The sequence below is a fragment of the Actinorhabdospora filicis genome (assembly GCF_030269765.1).
GTDB lineage: Bacteria > Actinomycetota > Actinomycetes > Mycobacteriales > Micromonosporaceae > Actinorhabdospora > Actinorhabdospora filicis.
This window is the reverse complement of sequence record NZ_BSTX01000003.1, coordinates 190,997-212,212: the sequence shown is the minus strand read 5'-3', so window position 1 is coordinate 212,212 and position 21,216 is coordinate 190,997. Positions and strand designations below refer to the sequence as shown.

The 21,216-nt window shown below is 71.8% G+C and carries 14 protein-coding genes; 8 read left to right on the top strand and 6 right to left on the bottom strand.

The window, feature by feature from the left end; all coding sequences use genetic code 11:
- The first annotated feature begins 16 nt into the window (after positions 1 to 16).
- The 5 genes from QSK10_RS21260 to QSK10_RS21240 all read left to right on the top strand — a co-directional run bounded on the left by QSK10_RS21260 (position 17) and on the right by QSK10_RS21240 (position 13,128).
- The gene (locus QSK10_RS21260) at positions 17 to 2,395 is read left to right on the top strand and encodes a S8 family serine peptidase (RefSeq protein ID WP_285664669.1); all 2,379 of its coding nucleotides are present in this window, start codon (positions 17 to 19) and stop codon (positions 2,393 to 2,395) included.
- 325 nt (positions 2,396 to 2,720) lie between these two features.
- The gene (locus tag QSK10_RS21255; RefSeq protein WP_285664668.1) at positions 2,721 to 6,227 is read left to right on the top strand and encodes a M28 family peptidase; all 3,507 of its coding nucleotides are present in this window, start codon (positions 2,721 to 2,723) and stop codon (positions 6,225 to 6,227) included.
- A gap of 123 nt (positions 6,228 to 6,350) precedes the next feature.
- On the top strand, positions 6,351 to 8,126 hold the full coding sequence (locus QSK10_RS21250; RefSeq protein ID WP_285664667.1) for a tetratricopeptide repeat protein: 1,776 nt from the start codon (positions 6,351 to 6,353) through the stop codon (positions 8,124 to 8,126).
- Between the two features lie 58 nt (positions 8,127 to 8,184).
- Positions 8,185 to 11,145 carry an AfsR/SARP family transcriptional regulator gene (locus QSK10_RS21245; protein ID WP_285664666.1) on the top strand — a complete coding sequence of 987 codons (2,961 nt, stop codon included), beginning with the start codon at positions 8,185 to 8,187 and terminating at the stop codon, positions 11,143 to 11,145.
- 555 nt (positions 11,146 to 11,700) lie between these two features.
- Positions 11,701 to 13,128, top strand: a complete 1,428-nt coding sequence (locus QSK10_RS21240; RefSeq protein ID WP_285664665.1) for a pyridoxal phosphate-dependent decarboxylase family protein — start codon at positions 11,701 to 11,703, stop codon at positions 13,126 to 13,128.
- On the opposite strand, the gene QSK10_RS21235 is transcribed toward QSK10_RS21240, so the two are convergent.
- The 4 genes from QSK10_RS21235 to QSK10_RS21220 all read right to left on the bottom strand — a co-directional run bounded on the left by QSK10_RS21235 (position 13,114) and on the right by QSK10_RS21220 (position 16,611).
- Complete coding sequence (locus QSK10_RS21235; RefSeq protein ID WP_432705362.1) at positions 13,114 to 14,268, bottom strand: Dyp-type peroxidase; 1,155 nt, start codon at positions 14,266 to 14,268, stop codon at positions 13,114 to 13,116. The genes QSK10_RS21240 and QSK10_RS21235 overlap by 15 nt on opposite strands.
- 8 nt (positions 14,269 to 14,276) lie before the next feature.
- A complete protein-coding gene (locus tag QSK10_RS21230) occupies positions 14,277 to 14,771 on the bottom strand; it encodes a copper chaperone PCu(A)C (RefSeq protein ID WP_285664663.1) in 495 nt (164 codons plus the stop codon).
- A gap of 69 nt (positions 14,772 to 14,840) precedes the next feature.
- Positions 14,841 to 15,773: a hypothetical protein gene (locus QSK10_RS21225; RefSeq protein ID WP_285664662.1), complete on the bottom strand. Its 933-nt coding sequence runs from the start codon at positions 15,771 to 15,773 to the stop codon at positions 14,841 to 14,843.
- Between the two features lie 34 nt (positions 15,774 to 15,807).
- The gene (locus QSK10_RS21220) at positions 15,808 to 16,611 is read right to left on the bottom strand and encodes a MerR family transcriptional regulator (protein WP_285664661.1); all 804 of its coding nucleotides are present in this window, start codon (positions 16,609 to 16,611) and stop codon (positions 15,808 to 15,810) included.
- 51 nt (positions 16,612 to 16,662) lie between these two features.
- Here QSK10_RS21220 and QSK10_RS21215 point away from each other — a divergent pair, with 51 nt between their 5' ends.
- Positions 16,663 to 17,265, top strand: coding sequence for a nucleotidyltransferase domain-containing protein (locus QSK10_RS21215; protein ID WP_285664660.1), 603 nt, complete (start codon positions 16,663 to 16,665; stop codon positions 17,263 to 17,265).
- On the opposite strand, the gene QSK10_RS21210 is transcribed toward QSK10_RS21215, so the two are convergent.
- The gene (locus QSK10_RS21210) at positions 17,233 to 18,501 is read right to left on the bottom strand and encodes an MFS transporter (protein WP_285664659.1); all 1,269 of its coding nucleotides are present in this window, start codon (positions 18,499 to 18,501) and stop codon (positions 17,233 to 17,235) included. The genes QSK10_RS21215 and QSK10_RS21210 overlap by 33 nt on opposite strands.
- A gap of 75 nt (positions 18,502 to 18,576) precedes the next feature.
- On the bottom strand, positions 18,577 to 19,161 hold the full coding sequence (locus tag QSK10_RS21205; protein WP_285664658.1) for an ArsR/SmtB family transcription factor: 585 nt from the start codon (positions 19,159 to 19,161) through the stop codon (positions 18,577 to 18,579).
- 302 nt (positions 19,162 to 19,463) lie between these two features.
- On the opposite strand from QSK10_RS21205, the gene kdpF reads away from it, so the two are divergent.
- On the top strand, positions 19,464 to 19,553 hold the full coding sequence (gene kdpF, locus QSK10_RS21200; RefSeq protein ID WP_285664657.1) for a K(+)-transporting ATPase subunit F: 90 nt from the start codon (positions 19,464 to 19,466) through the stop codon (positions 19,551 to 19,553).
- Positions 19,553 to 21,202, top strand: coding sequence for a potassium-transporting ATPase subunit KdpA (kdpA, locus tag QSK10_RS21195; protein ID WP_285664656.1), 1,650 nt, complete (start codon positions 19,553 to 19,555; stop codon positions 21,200 to 21,202). The genes kdpF and kdpA overlap by 1 nt, the downstream gene beginning before the upstream one ends.
- The last annotated feature ends 14 nt before the right edge of the window (positions 21,203 to 21,216 follow it).

Below are 21,216 nucleotides of genomic sequence, written 5' to 3'. Positions count from 1 at the left end.
GACGGTGCTGCGGATCGTGGAGTTCGACCCGAATCTGTCCTATTCACCGTCCAATCTGGACGACAAGGCCGCCGGTCGCGGCCTGTTCGTCGAGGAGGTCCGCCGCTTCGACACCCTGTTCAACGGGATGGCGGTGGCGGTGGACGCCGCGCGCGCCGGTGAGCTGGCCGCGCTGCCGGGCGTCGCGCACGTCTACCCGGTCAACACCTACTCGGTGCCCACTCCCATCACCGGAGCGGTGGACACACTGCCCAAGCCGCCGCACGAGGTGGAGCGGGACAACGTCACCGTCACCGGCCTGACCGGCGTGCCCGAGGCGCACCGCGACGGCGTGCGCGGCAAGGGGATCAAGGTCGGCATCATCGACTCCGGGGTGGACTACACCCACCCGGCCCTGGGCAATGGGCCGTTCCCGAACAAGAAGGTCGTCGGCGGTTACGACGTCGTGGACGGCGACGCCGACCCGATGGACTCGCCCTCGGGCGCCTCGGGGCACGGCACGCACGTCGCCGGGATCATCGCCGGGAGCGACGGCCACATGGTCGGCGTCGCGCCGGAGGCGAAGCTGTACGCCTACCGCGTCTTCGGCGACGCCCGTCCCACCACCGACGACGTGATCCTGGAGGCCCTGGAGCGGGCCGTCGAGGACGGCGTGGACGTGGTCAACCTGAGCCTGGGCCAGGCGCAGAGCGAGGTCCGGCAGGACGCGCTGCTCCCCCGCGCGCTGGACGCCGTCGCCAAGCGCGGGGTCATCCCCGTGGTGGCGATCGGCAACGGCGCCGCCGGTCCCTTCTCGCCCGGCTCGCCCGGCATCGCCAAGAACGCCATCACCGTGGGCAGCGTCTACGCCACCGAGGCGACCAACCTCGCCTTCACCGTCGAGGGCGTTCCGGTGCCGTACAACACGTTCGTGACCGGCCCCAACTCCCCCGCCAAGGGCTCGGTGTCCATCGTGGACGCCGGTGAGCTCTGCGCCCCGGCCGCGCCCGGCTCCCTCAAGGGCAAGCTCGTGCTGGCCAACTCCGGCTGGTACCCGTGCACACCGACCAGCGCGGTGACCAACGCGCAGGCCGGTGGCGCGGCGGGCGTCATCTGGTTCGACGCCTCGGAGTTCGCCGACCCCGAGGACCTGCCGCTGGGCATGTTCTGGGGCGACAAGAGCACGATCCCGGCGGTGGCGATCCGCAAGCGCGACGGTGAGGCGATCCGCGCGCGCCTGGCGGCCGGCAAGTCGGTGAAGGCGAAGTGGGGCTCGTACTGGAGCCAGGAGGTCAAGGGCGAGTTCGCCGGTACCCCCGACCAGCTGTCGTCGTGGGGTCCCAGCCATGAGCTGGACTACAAGCCCGACGTCGTGGCGCCCGGCGGTTACGTGTTCTCCACGGTGCCCCGGGACCAGGGCTTCTACGCGGTCAAGTCGGGCACGTCGATGGCGACCCCGCACGTGGTGGGCGCGGTGGCGCTGTTGCTGGCCGAGCGCGGCGACATGGGCGTGCCGGCGATGCGCGACCTGCTCCAGTCCACCGCCAAGCCCACGAAGCTCGGCGGTGACACCTCCGGCGCGCTGCACCAGGTGGCGCAGCAGGGCGCGGGCCTGATCGACGTCCCGGCCGCGCTGGAGGCGTCCACGAAGGTGTCCCCGGCGAAGCTGCCGCTGGGTGAGCTGGAGGGCCGCGCGGTCACCCGGACGATCACGCTGACCAACAAGGAACACCGGGCCGTGCAGTACGAGCTCGGGCTGGAGTCGGGCATGGGCGCCGCTCCCCCGTACACCTCGGAGTACAAGACGGTGAAAGCCGACGCCGGGGTGACGCTCTCGGCGAAGAAGGTGACCGTCCCGCCGCGCAAGTCGGTGACGGTGACGGTGACGATCAGGCAGCCCAAGGGGGTCGTGGACGGCACGGTCTTCGGCGGCTGGGTGACCTTCACGCCCAAGCGCGGCGGCGAGGTGCTGCGCGCGTCCTACATGGGCGTGTCCGGCGACTGGCACAAGGTCTCGGCGATCAACCCGACCTTCACCGACATCAATTCCACATTGGACAATCCCGCGCTGCGGCCGGAATACTTCTCCTTCGGGAAGAACGAGGCCCTGACGGTGACCGAGGCCGGCAAGAGCGCCTGGCTGATGCTGTCCCACGGATTCCCCACGCTGCGCGAGTTGCGCATGGAGGCCGTCGACTCCACCGGGCGCGTCATCGCCGTCCCGGTGCGGGAGGAATGGGTGGTCCGCAACTCCGGCGCGGGCACCGGGCTGGACTTCCTGGAATGGAACCTGACCGCGGCCGACGGGACGCCCGTGGCCAACGGGACCTACCGGTTGCGCCTGGTCTTCGACAAGATCCTGGCCACCGGCGCGCCGGAGACCTGGACCTCGCCGGAGATCACCGTCCGGCGGTGACCGGCGGCGCTACAGCCTAGGTGAGATGGCCCGTGTGGACGTAGTCCGCACGGGCTTCCTTCATTACGTGATCCGAAGCCAAAAGGGAGTCCTCACAAGGGGGCGCGTCATTCAGTGACATCGGGGTGGCCCGGATCACCCCAAATGCCGCAAGGGTTTTCCCTTATTGCCGCTGACCTGCGGTGATACCCCTCGGTAACACGCGCACGACAGGACCCCTATGCACAAGCCCCATCGACCAACTGAATAACCACCCGAATGGATCCCCGGGATTTCTGATTGGCTTTCGAGCGCCGCAACAGCGGCGTCATCAAAGGAGTCCCCGATGTTAAAGAAGATGGTGACGGCCGGGACCACCCTGGCTTTGTTCGCCGGATCGATGGCGGTTCTCACCGCCACACCGGCGGCGGCCGATCCGTCGACCGCCGCGTCCGACCCCATGGCCAATGCGATCGCGGCGGCCGACCGCGCCGTCAACGCCGGCTACGACTCGCTCACGCTCACCGCGAGCGACCAGTACGAGCGCCAGGAGGTCTTCCCCTGGGGCAACGGCACCGGCCTGTACTCGGTGGCCTACGAGCGCAGCTACCACGGTCTCCCCGTCATCGGCGGTGACGCGGTCGTCCTGGCCGACGGCAACGGCGCCGTCCGGCAGGTCAACACGGCCACCAGCATCACGATCGCCCTCGACACCAACCCGTCGATCGCGTCCGACAAGGCCGTGACCACCTCGAAGAAGGAGCAGGGGGCGACCCAGACGGTCGAGTCCAAGCGCCTGGTGGTCCACGTCAAGGACGACACGCAGAGGCTCGCCTGGGAGACGGTCCTCCGCGGTACTCAGAAGAACGGCGCCCCGAGCCACCTGACGGTGTGGGTCGACGCCCAGACCGGCAAGGTCCTCGGTGAGCGCGAGGACGTCAGCGAGGGTTCCGGCACCGGCAAGTGGAACGGCCCCAGCCCGCTGACCATCCAGACCAGCCAGCAGGGCTCCACGTACTACATGCGGGACACCACGCGTCCCGGCCTGCAGTGCTCGCCCTACAACGGCTCGGTCTACTCCGGCCCCGACGACAGCTGGGGCAACGGCACCGGCACCAGCACCGAGACCGGCTGCGTGGACGCCATGTACGGCGCGCAGACGGAGTGGAACATGCTCCGCGACTGGCTGGGCCGCACGAGCCACAACGGCTCCGGCGGTTCCTGGCCGGTGTCGGTCGGCCTGAACGAGCAGAACGCCTACTGGGACGGCTCGTCCGTCACGATCGGCAAGAACAGCGCGGGCAACTGGATCTCGTCCATGGACGTCGTGGGCCACGAGTACGGCCACGGTCTCGACCAGTTCACCCCGGGCGGCACCAGCTCCGAAGCCGGTCTCGGTGAGGCCACCGGTGACATCTTCGGCGCGCTGACCGAGGCCTACGCCAACCAGTCGACGACCTACGACGAGCCGGACTACCTGGTCGGCGAGGAGATCAACCTCGTCGGCACCGGCCCGATCCGTAACATGTACAACCCGTCGCTGGTGAACAACGACCCGAACTGCTACTCGGCGTCGATCCCCAACACCGAGGTCCACAAGGCCGCCGGTCCTCTCAACCACTGGTTCTACCTGCTGGCCGAGGGTTCGGCGCCCGGTGGCGGCAAGCCGAACAGCCCCACCTGCAACAGCCAGGCCGTCACCGGTGTCACCGTGCAGACCGCCGGCAAGATCTGGATGGGCGGCATGCTGCTGAAGACCAGCGGCATGACCTACAAGAAGTACCGCACCGCGACCCTCACCTCGGCCAAGAACCTGGACAGCACCTGTGGTCTGTTCAACAAGACCAAGGCCGCCTGGGACGCCGTCTCGGTGCCGGCGCAGCCGGGTGACCCGACCTGCTCCGGTCCCTCGCAGGACTTCACCATCACCCTGAGCCCGTCGTCCGGCACCATCGACCCGGGCCAGAGCGGCACCGCCACGGTCGGCACCACGACCATCGGCACCGCCCAGACCATCAACCTGACCACCGCGGTCTCCGGCGGCAGCGGCGTGACCGCCTCCGTCAGCCCCACCTCCGTCACCACGGGCAACTCGGCGACCCTGTCGATCGCCGTGGCCGCCGGATCGACGGGCACGCGGACCATCACGGTCACCGGTACGGGCACCGCGACCCACTCGGTCACCTACAACCTGACCATCGGTGGCACCAACCCGAACCCGGGCGTGCCGGACGTGAGCGTTGACAACGTCAAGGCCCACCTGCAGCAGCTGCAGACCATCGCGTCCAACAACGGCGGCAACCGCCGCGCGGGCTCGGCCGGTTACACCGCGTCCGTGGCCTACATCAAGGGCAAGCTGCAGGCCGCGGGTTACACCGTGTCCGAGCAGAACTGCTCCTCCTGCACCTACCCCTCGAACAACCTGATCGCGGAGTGGCCGCAGGGCGACGCCAACAACGTCCTCATGCTGGGCGCGCACCTGGACTCGGTCTCGGCCGGTCCCGGTATCAACGACAACGGCTCCGGCTCGGCGACCCTCCTTGAGGTCGCGCTGACCCTGGCCGCGAAGAACCCGACCATGACCGGACGCGTCCGGTTCGCGTGGTGGACCGACGAGGAGCAGGGCCTCAACGGCTCGAAGTTCTACGTCAACAACCTGTCCTCCACCGAGCGCTCGAAGATCAAGTCCTACCTGAACTTCGACATGGTGGGCTCGACCAACGGCGGCTACTTCATCAACAACATCAACTCCGCGGCCGCCACGCACCTCAAGGCCTACTGGTCGACCGCGCCGCTGAACCTGTCGCCCGAGGAGAACACCGAGGGCGCCGGCCGCTCCGACGACTACTCCTTCCAGAACGCGGGCATCGCCACCTCCGGTTACGCCGCGGGTGCGAGCGCGCGGAAGACGTCGGCTCAGGCGACCAAGTGGGGCGGCACGGCCAACGCCGCGTACGACGCCTGCTACCACTCGTCGTGCGACTCCTACCCCAGCAACATCAACACCACCGTCCTCGACCGCTCGGCCGACGGCGTGGCGTACGCGATCTGGAAGACCTCGGTGGGCACGACCACGCCGACCGACCCGGACTTCTCGATCTCGCTGAGCTCGTCCTCCGGCAGCACCACCGCCGGCGGCTCGGTCAGCACCACCGTGAACACCTCGACCGTCGTCGCCCCGGCTCAGACGGTCAACCTGAGCTACACCGCCCAGGCCGGTATCACGGTCAGCTTCAACCCGTCGTCGGTCACCTCCGGCGGCAGCTCCTCGGCGACGATCAACGTCCCGACGGGCACCCCCAACAACACCTACACCGTCACCATCACCGGTACGGGAACCCAGTTCTCGCACAGCACGACCTACTCCGTCACCGTCGGTGGCGGCCCGGGCTGCACCGGCGGCGGTAACAAGATCACCAACGGCGGCTTCGAATCCGGCGCCTCCCCCTGGACCGGCTCCACCGGCGCCATCGGCGCCTGGGGCTCGCAGGGCCAGCCGGCCCACGGCGGCACCCGCGCCGCCTGGATCGACGGCTACGGCTACGCCGCCACCGACACGATCACGCAGAACGTGACCGTGCCGGCGGGCTGCAGCAGCACCAGCCTGTCCTTCTGGATCCACATCGACACCGATGAGACCGAGGCCGTCGACTACGACGTGCTGACCGTCTCGGTCGGCGGCACCGCCGTCCAGACCTTCTCGAACCAGGACGCGGCCGGCGGCTACGTCCAGGTGACCGTCCCGCTCGGCTCCTACGCCGGCCAGACCGTCGCCGTCCGGTTCTCCGGGGTCGAGGACGCGTCGCTCCAGACGAGCTTCGTCGTGGACGACGTGACCTTCACGGTTTCGTAGTGGAATGAGCGAGTAGCAAGACCGCACGGTAAGGCGGGGCGCGTCCGAGAGGGCGCGCCCCGTTTTTGTGTGCGGGCGGGTCCGGTCTTGTGACCTTGTGGACGGCTCCGGAACAGTAATGGGGTGCGATGGCTGGGGCGGGTCGGTGTGGTGGCGGTGGTGGCGGCCGTCGTGGCGGGTGGGGTGTGGCTGTGGGGACGGCTGGACCCTCAGTCTGTGGCGGCGTGGACGACGGTGTGGGCGGGTGTGGTCGGCCTGGTGGGCCTGGCGGTGTCGGGGGCGACGTCGGGTGTGCAGGCGGTGGCCGGGTACCGGCGGCGGCTGGCGGCTCGTCCGGATGTGGCCGGTCAGGTCCGGCATCTGGTGCGGGGGCGGGTGCCGTGGGCGGGTGAGGTCGATGTGACCGGGCTGGGCGCCAAGCCGCCAATCGGTTCGGCTGAGGCCGGGCAGACCCCGTATGTGGCTCGTGACGTGGACGAGCGGGTGGATGGGCTGGTGGCGGCCGGGGGGATGCTGGTGCTGGCCGGTCCGGCCGCGGCGGGCAAGTCGCGGCTGGCCGCCGAGGCCGTCCACCGTCTCGCGTCACGTTCCCGGCGGCGGCTGCTGGTCCCAGTCGGTGCGGGGTCCCTGCGGGCCCTGCATTCGGCCGGGTATCGGTTCGCCGACACGGTGGTGGTCCTGGACGATCTGGAGCACTTCCTGAGCGATGGTGGCCTGGACGCGGCTCTGCTGGCCGGGATCTGTGCCGGGCCGTCGACGGTGGTGGTCGCCACGATCCGCGCCAACGTGCTGGCGCGGCTGGAAGAGGGACTCGACGGGGGGCTGGAGTCCCGCACGGGCCTGGCGCTCTACCGGCCCGGTGTGGAGTTGCTGAAGGGCCTGCGCCGGCAGGACCGGATCATCGAGGTCGCCTCCGGTTTGAGCCCGGGGGAAACCAAGCGCGCGCGGGCACTGGACGGTGATGGGCGCATCTGGCGGGCGGTGGACTCTGATGTGGGGTTCGGGGAGTACCTGATCGCAGGCCCGGCCCAGATGGCCCGCTGGTCCCGTGACACCGGTGAGGTGCTGGAGGCGGTGGGGCGGGCGGTGATCAGCGCGGCGGTCGACGCCCGCCGCGCCGGGTTCGACGATCCCCTGCCCGGGCATGTCCTGGACCTGCTCACCCCGGCGTACCTGCCGCCCAAGTACCGCCAGCGCGCCACTACCCCCTCAGCTGCGGCTGGAAGGGACTGGGCCGCCGAGATCGTCACCGGCACCACCGCGAGTTCTTGCCTCATACCCCTTCCCGGTGGCACCTACACCGCCGCCGACTACCTCACCGACCGCGCCGACCAGCCCGGCAGCCCCCTGCACGGGCAATCCGTCCCCGACGCGACCTGGACCATCCTCCAAACCCACGCCACACCTATGCAGGCAAGTGCCATCGCCACGGCCGCCTACCTCCGCCACGACCGCCCCGACATCGCCTTCAGCGCCATCACCCGCGCAGCACAGACACCCGACGCGCACCCCGCAGCGATGTACAACCTCGGCATCCTGCTCCAACAGCGCGGGGACCTCGATGGAGCCGAGAAGTGGTACCGGCGCGCCACCGAGACCGGGCACACCGACGCGACGTTCAACCTTGGCATCCTGCTCGAACAGCGCGGGGACCTCGATGAAGCCGAGAAGTGGTACCGGCGCGCCACCGACACCGGGGACACGGGCGCGATGAACAACCTCGGGGTCCTGCTCGAACAACGCGGGGACCTCGATGAAGCCGAGAAGTGGTACCGGCGCGCCACCGACACCGGGCACACCAACGCGATGAACAACCTCGGGATCCTGCTCAAACAGCGCGGGGACCTCGATGAAGCTCGCGTATGGTTCCAGAAGGCCGATGAAGCTGACGATTCGTAACGAGCCGCCACCCCCAGAGCCACCTCACCCCTCCCCCACCCCGCCGTAAACTCCCCCCGTGCGCTTCACCCTCCTGGCCCCCTTCACCCCCGCCGACCTCTCCCCGCGCCCCCGCGCCCTCCTCGCACTTCTCCTCCTCGACGCCGGCCGGGTCGTCCCCCTCGACCGCCTGCTCGCCGGGATCTACGGCGACGCCCCTCCCCAGAACGCCGCCAACGCGCTCCAGTCGCAGGTCTCGCGCCTGCGCCGTCGTCTGGGTCCCGACGCTCCGGCGATCGAGCTGCACCCGGCGGGCTACCGGATCGCCGCCGAGCCCGACGACGTCGACGCCCTCCTCTTCGAGCGGCTGGCCAGGGAGGGCCGCCAGAAGCTCGCCGCGGGTGACGCGCGGGCCGCGCACGACCTGCTCACCCGGGCCCTGGCGCTGTGGCGGGGCGAGGCCCTGGCCGACGTCCCGGAGCTCGCCGAGTACGCGGTGCGGCTGGCGGGCCTGCGCCGGGACGCCGAGAGCGCGCAGGCCGATGCCGCGCTGGCCCTGGGGTGGGGCGACACGGGTGAGCTGGCCGCGCGGCTGGCGCGGGATCCGCTGAATGAGAAGACGCGGGCGCAGCTGATGCGCGCGCTCGCCGACGAGGGCCGCCAGGCCGAGGCGCTGCGGCTGTACGAGGAGGCGCGGGAGCTGCTCGCCGACGAGCTGGGCGCCGATCCCTCGGCGGAGCTGACGGCGGTGCACACTGCGATCCTGCGGGCGGTGCCCGAGCGGGCGCGCACGACCGTCCCGGCCCAGCTCACCCGCTTCATCGGGCGCGAGGAGGAGCACCGGCGGCTGCGGGAACTGCTGTCCGCGCACCGCCTGGTGACCATCACCGGTCCCGGCGGGGTCGGCAAGACGCGGCTGGCGGTGGAGTCGGTGACCGGCGCGGTCTTCGCCGACCTGACCGCAGTCACCGGTCCCGGAGAGCTGGCGCAGGCGCTGCTGAACGCGCTGGGGCTGCGGCAGAGCGCGCTGCTGGGCGGCGGCGAGGCGCCGGACCCGGCGGGGCGGCTGACGGCGGCGCTCGCCGAGGAGGAGCTGCTGCTGGTCCTGGACAACTGCGAGCAGGTCATCGACGCCGTCGCCACGCTGACGCACCGGCTGCTGGCGGGCTGCCCGCGGGTGCGGGTGCTGGCCACCAGCCGGGAGGCCCTGGGCATCACCGGCGAGGTCCTCTTTCCACTGTCCCCATTGGACACCGAGGACGCGGCGGTGCGGCTGTTCGCCGACCGGGCCCGGGCCGTGCGTCCCGACTTCGACGCCGGGGACGCCGACGTCCGCCGCATCTGCGCCGCCCTCGACGGGCTGCCGCTGGCCATCGAGCTGGCCGCCGCGCGGCTGCGGCAGCTGTCGGCGGCCGAGCTCGCCGAGCGGCTCGACGACCGCTTCCGGCTGCTCTCGCGCGGGGACCGCACCGCCTCGCCGCGCCACCGCACGCTGCGGGCGGTCGTGGAGTGGAGCTGGGACCTGCTGTCGCCCGGGGAGCAGCTGATGCTGCGCCGCCTCAGCGTCTTCACCGGCGGCACCGGCGTCGAGGCGGCCGGGGCGGTCGCCGGGCTCGACACCTTCGCCGCCGAGGAGCTGATCGCCGACCTCGCCGATAAGTCCCTTGTGGACATCCGGGACGGCCGGGCGCGGCTGCTGGAAACGGTGCGCGCCTTCGGGTCGGAGAAGCTCGCCGAGGCGGGCGAGGAGGCCGCGGCCCGCCGCGCCCACGCCCTCCACCACCTGGCCCTCGCCAAGCGGCTGGAGCCGGTGCTGCGCACCGCCGGGCAGCTCGACGCGATGACCGCCCTCGACACCGACGCCGGCAACCTGCACGCCGCGCTCGACTGGGCCGTCACCGAGGACGTCCCGACCGCTTTCGCGCTGCTCACCGAGCTGTCGTCGTACTGGTGGCTGCGCGGGCGGCGGCTGGACGGCGCGAGCCGCGCGCGGCGGTTGCTGCCGCACCTGGGCGCCGACGCCGACGGCGAGCACCTCGTGCTGTGCGTGGCCAACGCCGCCGTCACCGAGGAGGTGCCGCCGGAGCTGTTCGCGCGGGCCGCGGCGGTCATGGACGACCTGAGCCGCCCGCCGGAGCACGCGTTCACCACGGTGATCTGGGCGCTGACGGCCGGGCCGAGCGACACGTCCTTCCAGGAGGCGCCGCCGGATCACCTGTTCGCGCGGGACGTGTGGTCGCGGGCGCTGATGGCGCTGGGCTCGGGCATGATGCGCTACTTCGGGCGGCACGGCGACCGGGGTGAGTCGGCGTTCCGGGAGGCCCTGGCGGGTTTCCGGGAGAGCGGGGACCGGTGGGGCCAGATGCAGGCGCTGGACGAGCTGGCGCGGCTGGCCTCGGGCCGCGGCGAGCACGGGGTGGCGCTGGCGATGTTCGATGAGGCGCTGGTGATGTCGGCCGAGCTTGGGTCCACATCGGACAGCGCGGACCTGGCCCGGCGCAAGGGCGACGAGCTGATCCTGGCCGGTGACCTGCCGGCGGCGATGGCCGCCTACGAGGAGGCGATGGAGCTGGCCCGCCGCGACGGCAGCCCGCTGGGCCGCGCGGCCGCCCACAGTGGACTCGCGCGGATCGCGGGCCTGCACGGCGATGGCGCCAGGGCCCGGGAGCTGTACGAGCGCGTCCTGGCGGGGCTGCCGAGCAAGACGTTCGTCGCCGAGCTCATCGGCATCGAGGTCCGGTGCGGGCTGGCCGCGCTCGACATCGCCGAGGGCCGCCTCGACGAGGCCGACGCGGCGCTTCGGGAGGCGGCGGTGGCGGCCGTGGCGCGCTGGTACCTGCCGAGCGTGGCGATCCTGGCCGAGACCCGCGCCGACTGGCTACTGGCGCGCGGGGACGCCGAGGGCGCCGCGCTGCTGCGCGGCTTCGCCGCCGCGCACGGGCATCCCACCCCCGTCCCCGAGGGCCACGCCGAGACCTACGCCCGTGGCCGCGAGCTGGACCGGGACGAGGCGGTCACGCTCCTGACTGGCACCCGGTAAGGCCGCCGTCAGGTTCCGGTCAGCGCCCGCGGCCACGCTGGCGATGTTGATCGTGAACCGAGGAGGACGACATGAGAAGACTGACCGGGCGGACCGCGCTGGTCACCGGCCCGCGCCGGGCCGCGGCACGGGCGGTGGCCTTGCGGCTGGCCGCCGAGGGCGCGCTGGTGGCGGTGCACGGGCCCGACGCCGAGGCGATCGTGGCGGCGGTCCGCGAGTCGGGCGGCCGGGCGTTCCCCGTCATCGGCGACACGCCGGTGGGCGGGCTGCTGGCCGGGCTCGGGCACGAGCGGCTGGACGTGCTGATGCTGGCCGGACCCGCCCCGGAGGTCCTCGCCGACGTCCGCTATCTGCTGGAGGACGGCCCGGTGGTGACGGTGACCGATGACATCGAGGCGGCGATGGCGGCGGCGATCGCGAGCCGGTCGCGGTTAGCGGCTCACCGGCAGGACACCGTGGACACCCGACGGGGTTGTGGCGACCACGATCCGGGAGACCGGCGAGCGCTGACCATCCTTTCTGGACGGCGCCACGCGCGCGTGGTTTGCTTCGGCGATGAGCGATCCGATCTTCGAGGCGGCCCTGGCCGCCGAGGCCCTCGGCGTCATCGCCGGGGTCGCGCCCGCTTATCTCGACGGACTCGACGCGCGGCCCGTCCGCGACCACTCCACCGCTCCCCTGCTCGACGCGCTCGCCGGTCCGCTGCCGGAGAAGGGGCACGGCTCGATCAGTGCGCTGGAGGAGCTGGCGCGGGTCGGGACGGTGGCCGCGACTCATTCGTCCGGGCCGCGGTTCTTCCATTTCGTCACCGGCGGCTCGACTCCGGCGGCGCAGGGCGCGGACTGGCTGACCTCGCTGCTGGACCAGGCGGGCGGGCTGGAGACGGCCTCGCAGCTGGCGACGCGGACCGAGACGGTGGTCCTGGACTGGCTCAAGGACCTGTTCGCGTTGCCGGAGTCCTTCGGTGGTGTGCTGACGCCTTCGGCGACGTTCGCGAACCTGACGGGTCTGGCGTGTGCGCGCATGTGGTGGGCCTCGGAGCACGGTGTGGACGTGGTGGCCGACGGGCTGGCGGGTCTGCCGCGGATGCCGGTGTTCTCCAGCGGGTACGTGCACGCCTCGTCGCGCAAGGCGATGCAGTTGCTGGGGCTGGGCCGCGACCGGGTGGTGACGCTGTCCGGCGACGATAGGGGCTCGCTGGACCTGGCCGCCCTTGAGGACGCGTTGCGGAAGTCGGGTCCGGCGGTGATCATCGCCAACGCCGGTGAGGTCAACGCCGGTGACTTCGACCCGATCGAGGCGATGGCCGAGCTGGCCGAGCGCCACGGCTCCTGGCTGCACGTGGACGGTGCCTTCGGGCTGTTCGCCGCGCTGTCCCCGCGCACCAGCGGGCTGCTGGCGGGTGTCGAGCGCGCCGACTCGGTGGCCTCCGACGGCCACAAGTGGCTCAATGTGCCCTACGAGTCGGGTTTCGCGTTCGTGAAGAACCCCGAGATGCTCAAGCTGGCCTTCGGCAGCTGGGGCGCGGCGGCGGCGTACCTGACGATGGGTGATCCCGACCGGCTCGACTACAACCGGCTGGGCCCGGAGTCCTCGCGCCGGGCGCGGGCCTTCCCGATCTGGGCGACCCTGCGCGCCTACGGCCGCGAGGGGCACCGGGCGATGGTGGAGCGGCACCTGGACCTGGCGCGGCGCCTGGGGGACGGCGTGGAGGCGTCCCCGGAGCTGGAGCTGATGGCCCCGGTGAGGCTGAACATCGTGTGCTTCCGTGCGACCCCTGCGGGCGTGGCCGACCTCGACGACTTCAACCGGCGCCTGGGCCGGGCGATCCTTGAGGACGGCCGGGTCTACCTGGGCACCAGCATCTACCGGGGTGCCGTCGTGCTGCGCCCGGCGATCGTGAACTGGCGGACCACCGGGGCCGACATCGACCTGATCCTGGACGTCATCGCCGAGCTGACCGCGCGGCTACTGGCCGAGTAGCCCCCGCCCGATCCAGCCGCCCGGCTCGCAGCCGGGCGGCACGGCGAAGACCGCCGAGCCGATCGGGGTGATCCACTTGTTCAGCAGGTCGCGTTCGGCCAGCGCCTTCTGGATCGGGGTGAACTGGCGCTCCACGTCGGCCTGGTAGGAGGCGAAGATCAGCCCGGTGTCGGGTGAGCCGTCGGGCCGGGGCCCGTCGTCGTAGTTGTAGGGGCGGCGCAGGATCTTGCGCGCCGGGTCGCCGATGGTCGCCAGGCGCACGTGCGAGTCGGGGTGGATGACGGGCAGGCCCAGGCCGTCGCGCTTGTCGAAGTCGGGCGTGTCGAACTCGTTCGTCCCGGTCAGCGGAGCGCCGGTGTCGAGGCGGCGGCCGACGGCCATCTCCTTGACGGGCCGGTCCACGGCGTCCCAGGCGTCGAGTTCGGCGCGGATCCGGCGCACCACCAGGGTCGTGCCGCCATCGGGACGCCACAGCGCGGTGTCGAAGCCGGGCGCGCCCGGGACGGGGTTGCCGGTGCCGTCGAGCTGGCCGAGCACGTTCCGCTGCGTCCCGGACGTGCCGGGGGCGCGCCGGAAGCCGCGCTGGGTCCAGCGGACGGTGGCGAACGCGCGGGCGTCCTTGACGAGCATGCGCTGGGCGTGGGCGAGCAGCAGCGCGTCGTCGGCGCAGAGCTGGAGCAGCAGGTCCCCGCCCGACCAGCGGGCCTCCAGCCGGTCGATGGCGAAGGCGGGCAGGGGCGCGACGGGGGCGTCCAGGCGGGCGGCGCGGTAGAGGCCGGGCCCGAAGCCGAAGGTGACGGTGAGGCGGGCCGCGGTGGCCAGTTCCGGCTCGGTGTCGGCGAGCGCGGGCCGGGCCTGGGTGAGGCGGGCGGCGTCGTCGCTGAGGAGCCGCATCATGCGCGCCAGGGCGTCCCGGTCGACGCCTTCGCGCAGGTCGAGGGCGAGGAGGAGGGCGTGGGCCTGGGGTGGGGTGGCCACACCTGCCTGGTGGGGTCCGTGGAAGGGCTCGACGGTGACCGGTGCCGGTGTCTCGGCGGGTGGTTTGCGGTAGAGGGCGAGGGCGGTGCCGCCCGCGCCCGCGGTGAGTCCGGCGGCGCCGCCGAGAAGTACTGCCCTGCTCAGAGCTCCCCGGCGGCTGATGCCTCCGCTCACGAGTGGTCCATGCCCGGCATGTAGCTCTCGCCGCCGCCGGCGAAGTCCTTGACGATGGCGGTGAAGGCCATGGTGCCGCCGTCGGCGAAGGTGAGGGTCACCGCGACCTCGTCGCCGGGCTTGAGGGGCTTGGCGGGGGCCATGAGCATGATGTGGTCGTGGCCGGGTTCGAGGCGGACGGTGGCTCCGGCGGGGATGACGAAGCCGCCCTCCTTGGGGCGCATGACCATGTCGCCGTTCTGGTCGACGACCTCGTGGAGTTCCATCGGGCCGATGGGGCCTTCGGCCTTGACGACGGTGATGTCCTTGGTGGAGTGGTTGACGAGGGCGCCGAAGACGGCGGACATGCCCTGGTCGGCGGCCTTGGCCCAGGGGTCGGTGACGCTCAGGCCCGCCGGGGTGCCCTCGGGCTGGGGTGCGGGGTCCTTTTTGGCCCCGCAGGCGGCCAGCAGGAGGGTCAGGCCGAGGATCGCCAGTACGCGCAGTCTCATGCCGGACGAGTCGGCCCGGGGGCGGTCCGGGTTCCCGCGTGTCGATCTCGCGACACGCGGGAACCAGAATCATGATCCAAACGACGTGGCCAGGGCCGCGCTCAGTTCGGGGTAGGTGGTGGCCAGTTCGCGCAGGCCGCGGGCGACGGCGGCGTCGTCCTTGGCGATGACGGGGTACTGGAGGCCGCCGACGAGGCGGGCCTGGCGGGTCATGACGGCGGCGGCGGTCTCGTGCCCGGCGCGGCGCAGGGAGCGGGCGCCGTCGTCGAGGCGGCGGGCGCCGACGCGGACGGCGAAGTGCGCGAGGTGGCCGCGCAGGCCGGGCTTGAGGCCGTCGTCGGCGAGGGCGGCGAGGGCTTCGGCGGCGTCGCCGTTGGCGAGGCTGCCGGGCGGGGCGGGCAGGTCCTTCCCGGCGAGCCAGGTCGCGGCCTCGGGCAGGCCCCGGTGGAGGGCCGTCACCTCGTCCACCTCCTCGACGCGGGTGAAGCCCCAGCGCATGGAGTAGGGCTCGCCGTAGCCGACGGTCTCCTTGGCCCAGGCGCGCATGAACGGCGTGGTGGGCATGGCGACGTAGGGGTGGCCCTGCGGGTCGTGCATGAGGACGGTCTCGTCGTCGGCCTCCAGGACCACGACGTAGTGGTCGGCGCCGATGGGGCCGGTCATGCCGGGCTGGTGGCGCAGGTGGCCCATCTCGACCGGGCCGATCCACACCGGCCCGTACGCGAGGGCGGCGCGGAGCCGGTCGAGGGCCGCCTCGGCGTCGCCGCCGGAGGCGGTCTCGCTGGTCCAGCCGGTGGCCGCCAGGACGTTGGCGAAGCCCTCGGCGGGGTCCCAGGCGTAGGGGTCGAAGAAGAACGTGTCGATGCCGCCGCCGAGGTACTGCATGCCGAAGGGCGAGCCGGTGAGGGTTTCCAGGACGGCGGTGGCGGGGGCGTGCTCGCCCATCATCATCGCGAAGGAGTTGGAGTAGCAGTACGGGCCGGAGCCGAAGTAGTAGGTCACGCCGACGACTGTGGGCCTCGCCCCTGGGGCGAGGTCAAGCCGCGACGGGAAAGACCACGTCGAAGCGCGCGCCGCCCGCGCCGGGCCAGACCTCGTAGGGGCTGTCGACGGCCGTCATGCCGGGGTGGTCGGCGATCCAGGCGGTCACGGCGTCGTAGACGCGCAGGACGAGCGGGAAGTCCTCCATGTCGGCCGGGACGGGCAGGTAGGCCTCGGTCCCGGCCGGTTCGACGCGCAGGCGCAGGTCACCGGCGGGTTCGGCGCTGCCGGTGAAGGGCACGGCGACCTCGACGCGGCCTTCACCGTCGCGTCCGACGATGGCGTGGAACTGGACGATGAGCGGGCCGCCGTCGTCGAGCCCGGCGGCGCGCAGGTGGGCGCGCAGGGCCTCGCTGGTCTCGTCGATGAACGGGTCGAGGCCGTCTATGCGCACGTGCGCCTGCCGGTAGAGGAGCTTGCGCTCGGGCCGGGCGCGGACGGTGACGCGCTCGGCGAGGGCGGCGGTGCCGCCGTCGGCGCGCGCGATGGCGTCCACGGTGGCGGTGTGCCGGTCGAGCTGGGCGCGGCGGGCGGCGAGCCAGGCCTGGAGCTCGGCGTCGCGGGCGGCGGGTTCGAGGTCGACCAGGTGCGCGACGCGCGCCAGCGGCAGTCCGAGTTCGCGCAGCCGGACGATGAGGCGGGCGCGCGGGATCTGCGCGGGCTCGTAGTAGCGGTAGCCGGTGAAGGGGTCGACCTCGGCGGGCGGGAGGAGTCCCTGGTCGGCGTACAGGCGCAGGGCCTTCGGGGAGAGCTTGGTGGCCGCCCCGAACGCCCCCGGCAGCAGCAGGCCCTCGCGCATGGTGACAGTGTGCGGCAGAATCGCGGGATGCCGCAGCCGACCATGAATGACATGGATTTCGCCACCTTCCAGTCGATCTACGGGCCGTGGGCCGCGCCGGACCCGGCGGGCGCGGCGGCGCTGCTGGCGGGCGCGCCGTTCCGGTGGTGGGTCGCCGGTGGCTGGGCGCTGGACGCGTTCACCGGCGTCTCGCGCTTCCACGAGGACATCGACGTGGTGGTCCTGCGCCGCGACCTGCCCGCGATCCGCGAGTTCTTCGCCGGGCGGCACCTGTGGACCGCCCACGCCGGGGCGATCCGGCCGCTGCTGCCCGAATGGGAGCTGGAGGAGGAGCGCGAGCAGCTGTGGCTCCGCGATGACGCGTACTCGCCGTGGCTGCTGGACGTCCTGCTCACCCCCGACGACGGCGAGCGGCTGCTGTTCAAGCGCGACCACGCCATCGGGCTGCCGCTGGAGCGGGCGGGCTGGGAGCGCGACGGGGTCCGCTACCTGGCGCCGGAGCTGGCGCTGCTGTACAAGGCGCGGATGATGCGCGAGAAGGACGAGCACGACTTCGCCGCCGCGGAGCCGGGGCTCACGACGGCGGCGAGGTCGTGGTTGCGGGAGTCGATCGAGCGGCACCTACCGGGCCACGGCTGGCTCCAGCGGCTGTGACGCGGCGGCGTCCAGGCGGCGGAAGAGCAGCGCCGAGGCGGCGATGACCGCGGCCGCCACGCCCCAGGCCACCGGCCGGGAGGTGGCCGCGACCAGGTACGGGAAGCCCAGGGCGGAGAGGAAGCCGCCCGCCTGCATCGCCAGCGACTGCACCGAGACGACCGTGGCGCGCTGCTCGGGTCCGACCTGGTTGTGCATGATCTCGGCGCGGACCGGACCGGCGATGCCCAGGCCGATGAACAGCAGCGCGTACCCGCCGCCGATGGTGACGTAGCCGGCCGGGCCGCCGATGGAGCCGGTGGCGGCCAGCAGCGCCAGGCCCAGGCCCGTGACGGCCACGCCGGTCATGGCCGCCCGGCCGGGGCTGCCGCCGGTCCAGCGGGTGACCTTGGTGGAGATCGCCGAGCCGATGCCGCTGGCCGCGAAGCCGATCATGGTGATGACGCCGTAGCCGGTCGCGGCGGTGGCGGTGTCGCCGGTGAGCTCGGCGACGCGCCCGGGGACCAGCAGCTCGACGGAGTCCAGCGCGATGCCGACGGCGGCCATCCCGGCCATGACGCGGGCCAGGGTGGAGTTGCGCAGCCCGAGCCTGACACCGGCGGCGATGGTGGACGGCAGTGAGCGGAACAGCTCGCCGAACCTGGGCGTGGCCGCCTGCGTCCGGTCCTCCTTCATGTAGACCATGACGGCGGCCATCAGCACCAGGTAGCCCAGCGCGCTCAGCACCACCGGGGCGGCCAGCGCTCCGGCGATCGGCAGCAGCGGGATCGCGCCACCGGCGACGGTGCCGATCCCGAGCATCCACGAACCGGCGGTCTGCCCGGCGGCCAGCCCGGAGCGGATGTCGCCGTTCTTGTCGACGGCGTGCACGGCGTCGACGTACCAGGCCTCGGACGGGCCGGTCGACAAGGCGCGCGCCACACCCCGGATCACCGTGATGGCGATGAACTCCCAGGCCGAACCGGCGAAGATCATCCACACCGCCGCGCCCGCCCCCAGCGCCGCCGAGACCGCCAGCACACCCCGGCGCCCGATGACGTCGGCGAGTCCGCCGGTGGGCAGCTCCAGGGTGGTCACCACGATGCCGTGGACGACGAAGGTGAGGCCGATGGTGGCCAGGTCCAGGCCCCGGTCGGTCATCAGCAGGACCATCACGGGGATCAGCAGGCTGGTGCCGAGCCAGGCGAGCGCGCTGATGGCGACGTAGCGGCGGCGGAGGACGGTGAGGTCGTGCATCGGGGTGGCTCCCTCTGGAAGGCGTGGGGCATCGCGCGATGACCGGCGCGGCCTCGCGTGGGGTGTCGGTGGGGTCTAGTTGTCGGTGTCGCCGACGGGGAACCCGGCGACGAAGACGCGGACCAGCTCGGCGCCGGGCTCGTTCTCGCTGCGGGTCTCGTACTCGCGGACGATCTCGCCGATCCGCTTGATCAGCTCACCGGCGGCGGCCGGGGTCAGGCGCACGCCGTGGTCGGAGTGGCCGGCGGCGTCCATCCACGCCGGGCCCCAGGTGGCGGCCTCTTCCTCGAAGCGCTCGGTGGCGGCGATGACGTTCTCCAGCTGCCGGCGGCGCATCGCGCGGGCGAACTCGGCGCCCTCACTGCCGTCCTGGAACTCGGAGTTCTTCCAGGAGGTGTACATGTGCATCGCCCGCCACCGCTTGTCACGCGCATTGGGCTGCTCCGGGTCGGCCTCGATGAACCCGGCCTTCTCCAGCACCCGCAGGTGGTAGCTGGTGGTGCCGGAGCTCTCGCCGAAGCGGCGGCCCAGCTCGGAGGCGGTGGCCGGGCCCTCCATGCGGAGCTCGCCGAGCATCCGGACGCGCAGCGGGTGCGCGATGGCCTTGAGCGTCGCGGCGTCGGTGACGCGCTTGACGGAGGTGCGGTCGGGCTTGCTCATGGGATGACCGTACACCGCAGAGAGAATTCTGCAAAGAGATTTCTGCAAAATTCTCTCTGCGATCTCCGCGCGGCGGCCCGGTCACGCCCCCGTCAACGCCCCGTCAAGAAGCGCAAGGGCCCCGTATGGAGCCCGTCATCCCCCCTGTACGCAGCGCTCAAGGCGACGTTCACTCGCAAACGCGTCCGTCAACGGACGCGGTTCCCCTCGTAGGAGAAGGCGATGCCCGACCTTGTGTACCTGGCCATCACCGTCGTGGGCTTTGTGGTCCTGGCGCTCGTGGTGAAGGCGGTGGAGAAGCTGTGAGCGCGGTCAACATCGTCGGCGGGGTCATCGCCGTCGGCCTCGCGATCTTCCTCGTCGCCGCCCTGATCTGGCCGGAGAAATTCTGATGAGCACCACCACTGCCGGCTACGTCTTCATCGCGGCGATGATCGTCGCGCTCATCGCCGTCTACAAACCACTCGGCGACTACATCTACCGGGTCGTGACCCGCGAGAAGCACCGCGCGCCCGAGCGGTTCGTCTACAAGCTCGTCGGCGTCAAGGCCGACACCGAGCAGACCTGGGGCGGCTACGCCCGCTCGGTGCTGGCCTTCTCGGCCCTGTCGATCTTCTTCCTCTACGGACTCCAGCGCCTCCAGGAGCACCTGCCCTGGAGCAACGGCATGGCCGAGGTCCCGGCGGCGCTGTCGTGGAACACCGCCGTCAGCTTCACCACCAACACCAACTGGCAGGCCTACTCGGGCGAGTCGACCATGGGTCACCTCGTGCAGATGGCGGGCCTGGCGGTGCAGAACTTCGTCTCGGCCGCCGTCGGCGTGGCCGTGGCGATCGTGCTGGTCCGCGGTTTCGCCCGCAAGCTCACCGACCGGCTCGGCAACTTCTGGGTGGACCTGACCCGCATCACCATCTGGGTCCTGCTGCCCATCGCCATCGTCGGCGCGGTCGTGCTGATCATCGGCGGCGCGGTGCAGAACCTGACCGCCGAGACGGTGACGCAGGCCGGGCAGCACATCACCGGCGGGCCGGTGGCCAGCCAGGAGGTCATCAAGGAACTGGGCACCAACGGCGGCGGCTTCTACAACGCCAACTCCGCCCACCCCTTCGAGAACCCGACCTCGTGGACGAACTTCTTCGAGATCTTCCTGATCCTGTGCGTCCCCTTCGCCCTCACCCGCACCTTCGGGCGCATGGTCGGCGACAAGCGCCAGGGCCTGGCGATCGCCGGTGTCATGGCCGTCATCGCGCTGGCCAGCGTCCTGCTGGTGGTCGGTTTCGAAAACGCCGCCGACGGGACCGTGCCCACCGCGATCGGCGCGGCCATGGAGGGACGCGAGGTCCGCTTCGGGACCCCCAACTCCAGCTTCTTCGCCGCCGCGACCACGCTCACCTCCACGGGCGCGGTGGACTCCTTCCACGACTCCTACTCGGCCTGGGGCGGCGGGGTCCTGACCCTGAACATGCTCCTCGGCGAGGTCGCGCCCGGCGGTGTCGGCGCCGGTCTCTACGGCATGCTCGTGCTGGCCGTGATCACCGTGTTCGTCGCCGGGCTCATGGTCGGGCGCACCCCGGAGTACCTCGGCAAGAAGATCGGCGCCCGCGAGATCAAGCTCGCCTCGATGTACTTCCTGACCACGCCCGCGCTGGTGCTGATCGGGCTGGCGGCGTCCATATCGGTACCCGACAACCTGACGTCGATGCAGGACAAGGGCACACACGGGCTGTCGGAGATGCTCTACGCCTTCGCCTCGGCCTCCAACAACAACGGCTCGGCCTTCGCCGGATTCAGCGCCAACACCGACTGGTTCAACACCGCGCTGGGCCTGTGCATGTTCTTCGGGCGGTTCCTGCCGATCATCTTCGTGCTCGCCCTGGCCGGATCGCTGGCCAAGCAGAAGGCCACCCCGGCGTCGGAGGGCACGTTCCCGACGCACAAGCCCCTGTTCGTGGGCATGGTCGTCTTCACCACGCTGATCCTGGTCGCGCTGACCTTCCTGCCCGTACTCGCGCTCGGCCCGGTGGCCGAGGGACTCTTCTAAAAGGACGCCCGTCA

What these genes read in the sequence shown, in the direction of transcription:
- QSK10_RS21255 (WP_285664668.1), top strand. Translation starts at nt 2,721, where the DNA reads ATGTTAAAGAAGATGGTGACGGCCGGGACCACCCTGGCTTTGTTCGCC.
- QSK10_RS21240 (WP_285664665.1), top strand. Translation starts at nt 11,701, where the DNA reads ATGAGCGATCCGATCTTCGAGGCGGCCCTGGCCGCCGAGGCCCTCGGC.
- QSK10_RS21230 (WP_285664663.1), bottom strand. Translation starts at nt 14,771, where the DNA reads ATGAGACTGCGCGTACTGGCGATCCTCGGCCTGACCCTCCTGCTGGCC.
- QSK10_RS21220 (WP_285664661.1), bottom strand. Translation starts at nt 16,611, where the DNA reads ATGCGCGAGGGCCTGCTGCTGCCGGGGGCGTTCGGGGCGGCCACCAAG.
- QSK10_RS21215 (WP_285664660.1), top strand. Translation starts at nt 16,663, where the DNA reads ATGGATTTCGCCACCTTCCAGTCGATCTACGGGCCGTGGGCCGCGCCG.
- QSK10_RS21210 (WP_285664659.1), bottom strand. Translation starts at nt 18,501, where the DNA reads ATGCACGACCTCACCGTCCTCCGCCGCCGCTACGTCGCCATCAGCGCG.
- QSK10_RS21205 (WP_285664658.1), bottom strand. Translation starts at nt 19,161, where the DNA reads ATGAGCAAGCCCGACCGCACCTCCGTCAAGCGCGTCACCGACGCCGCG.
- kdpA (WP_285664656.1), top strand. Translation starts at nt 19,553, where the DNA reads ATGAGCACCACCACTGCCGGCTACGTCTTCATCGCGGCGATGATCGTC.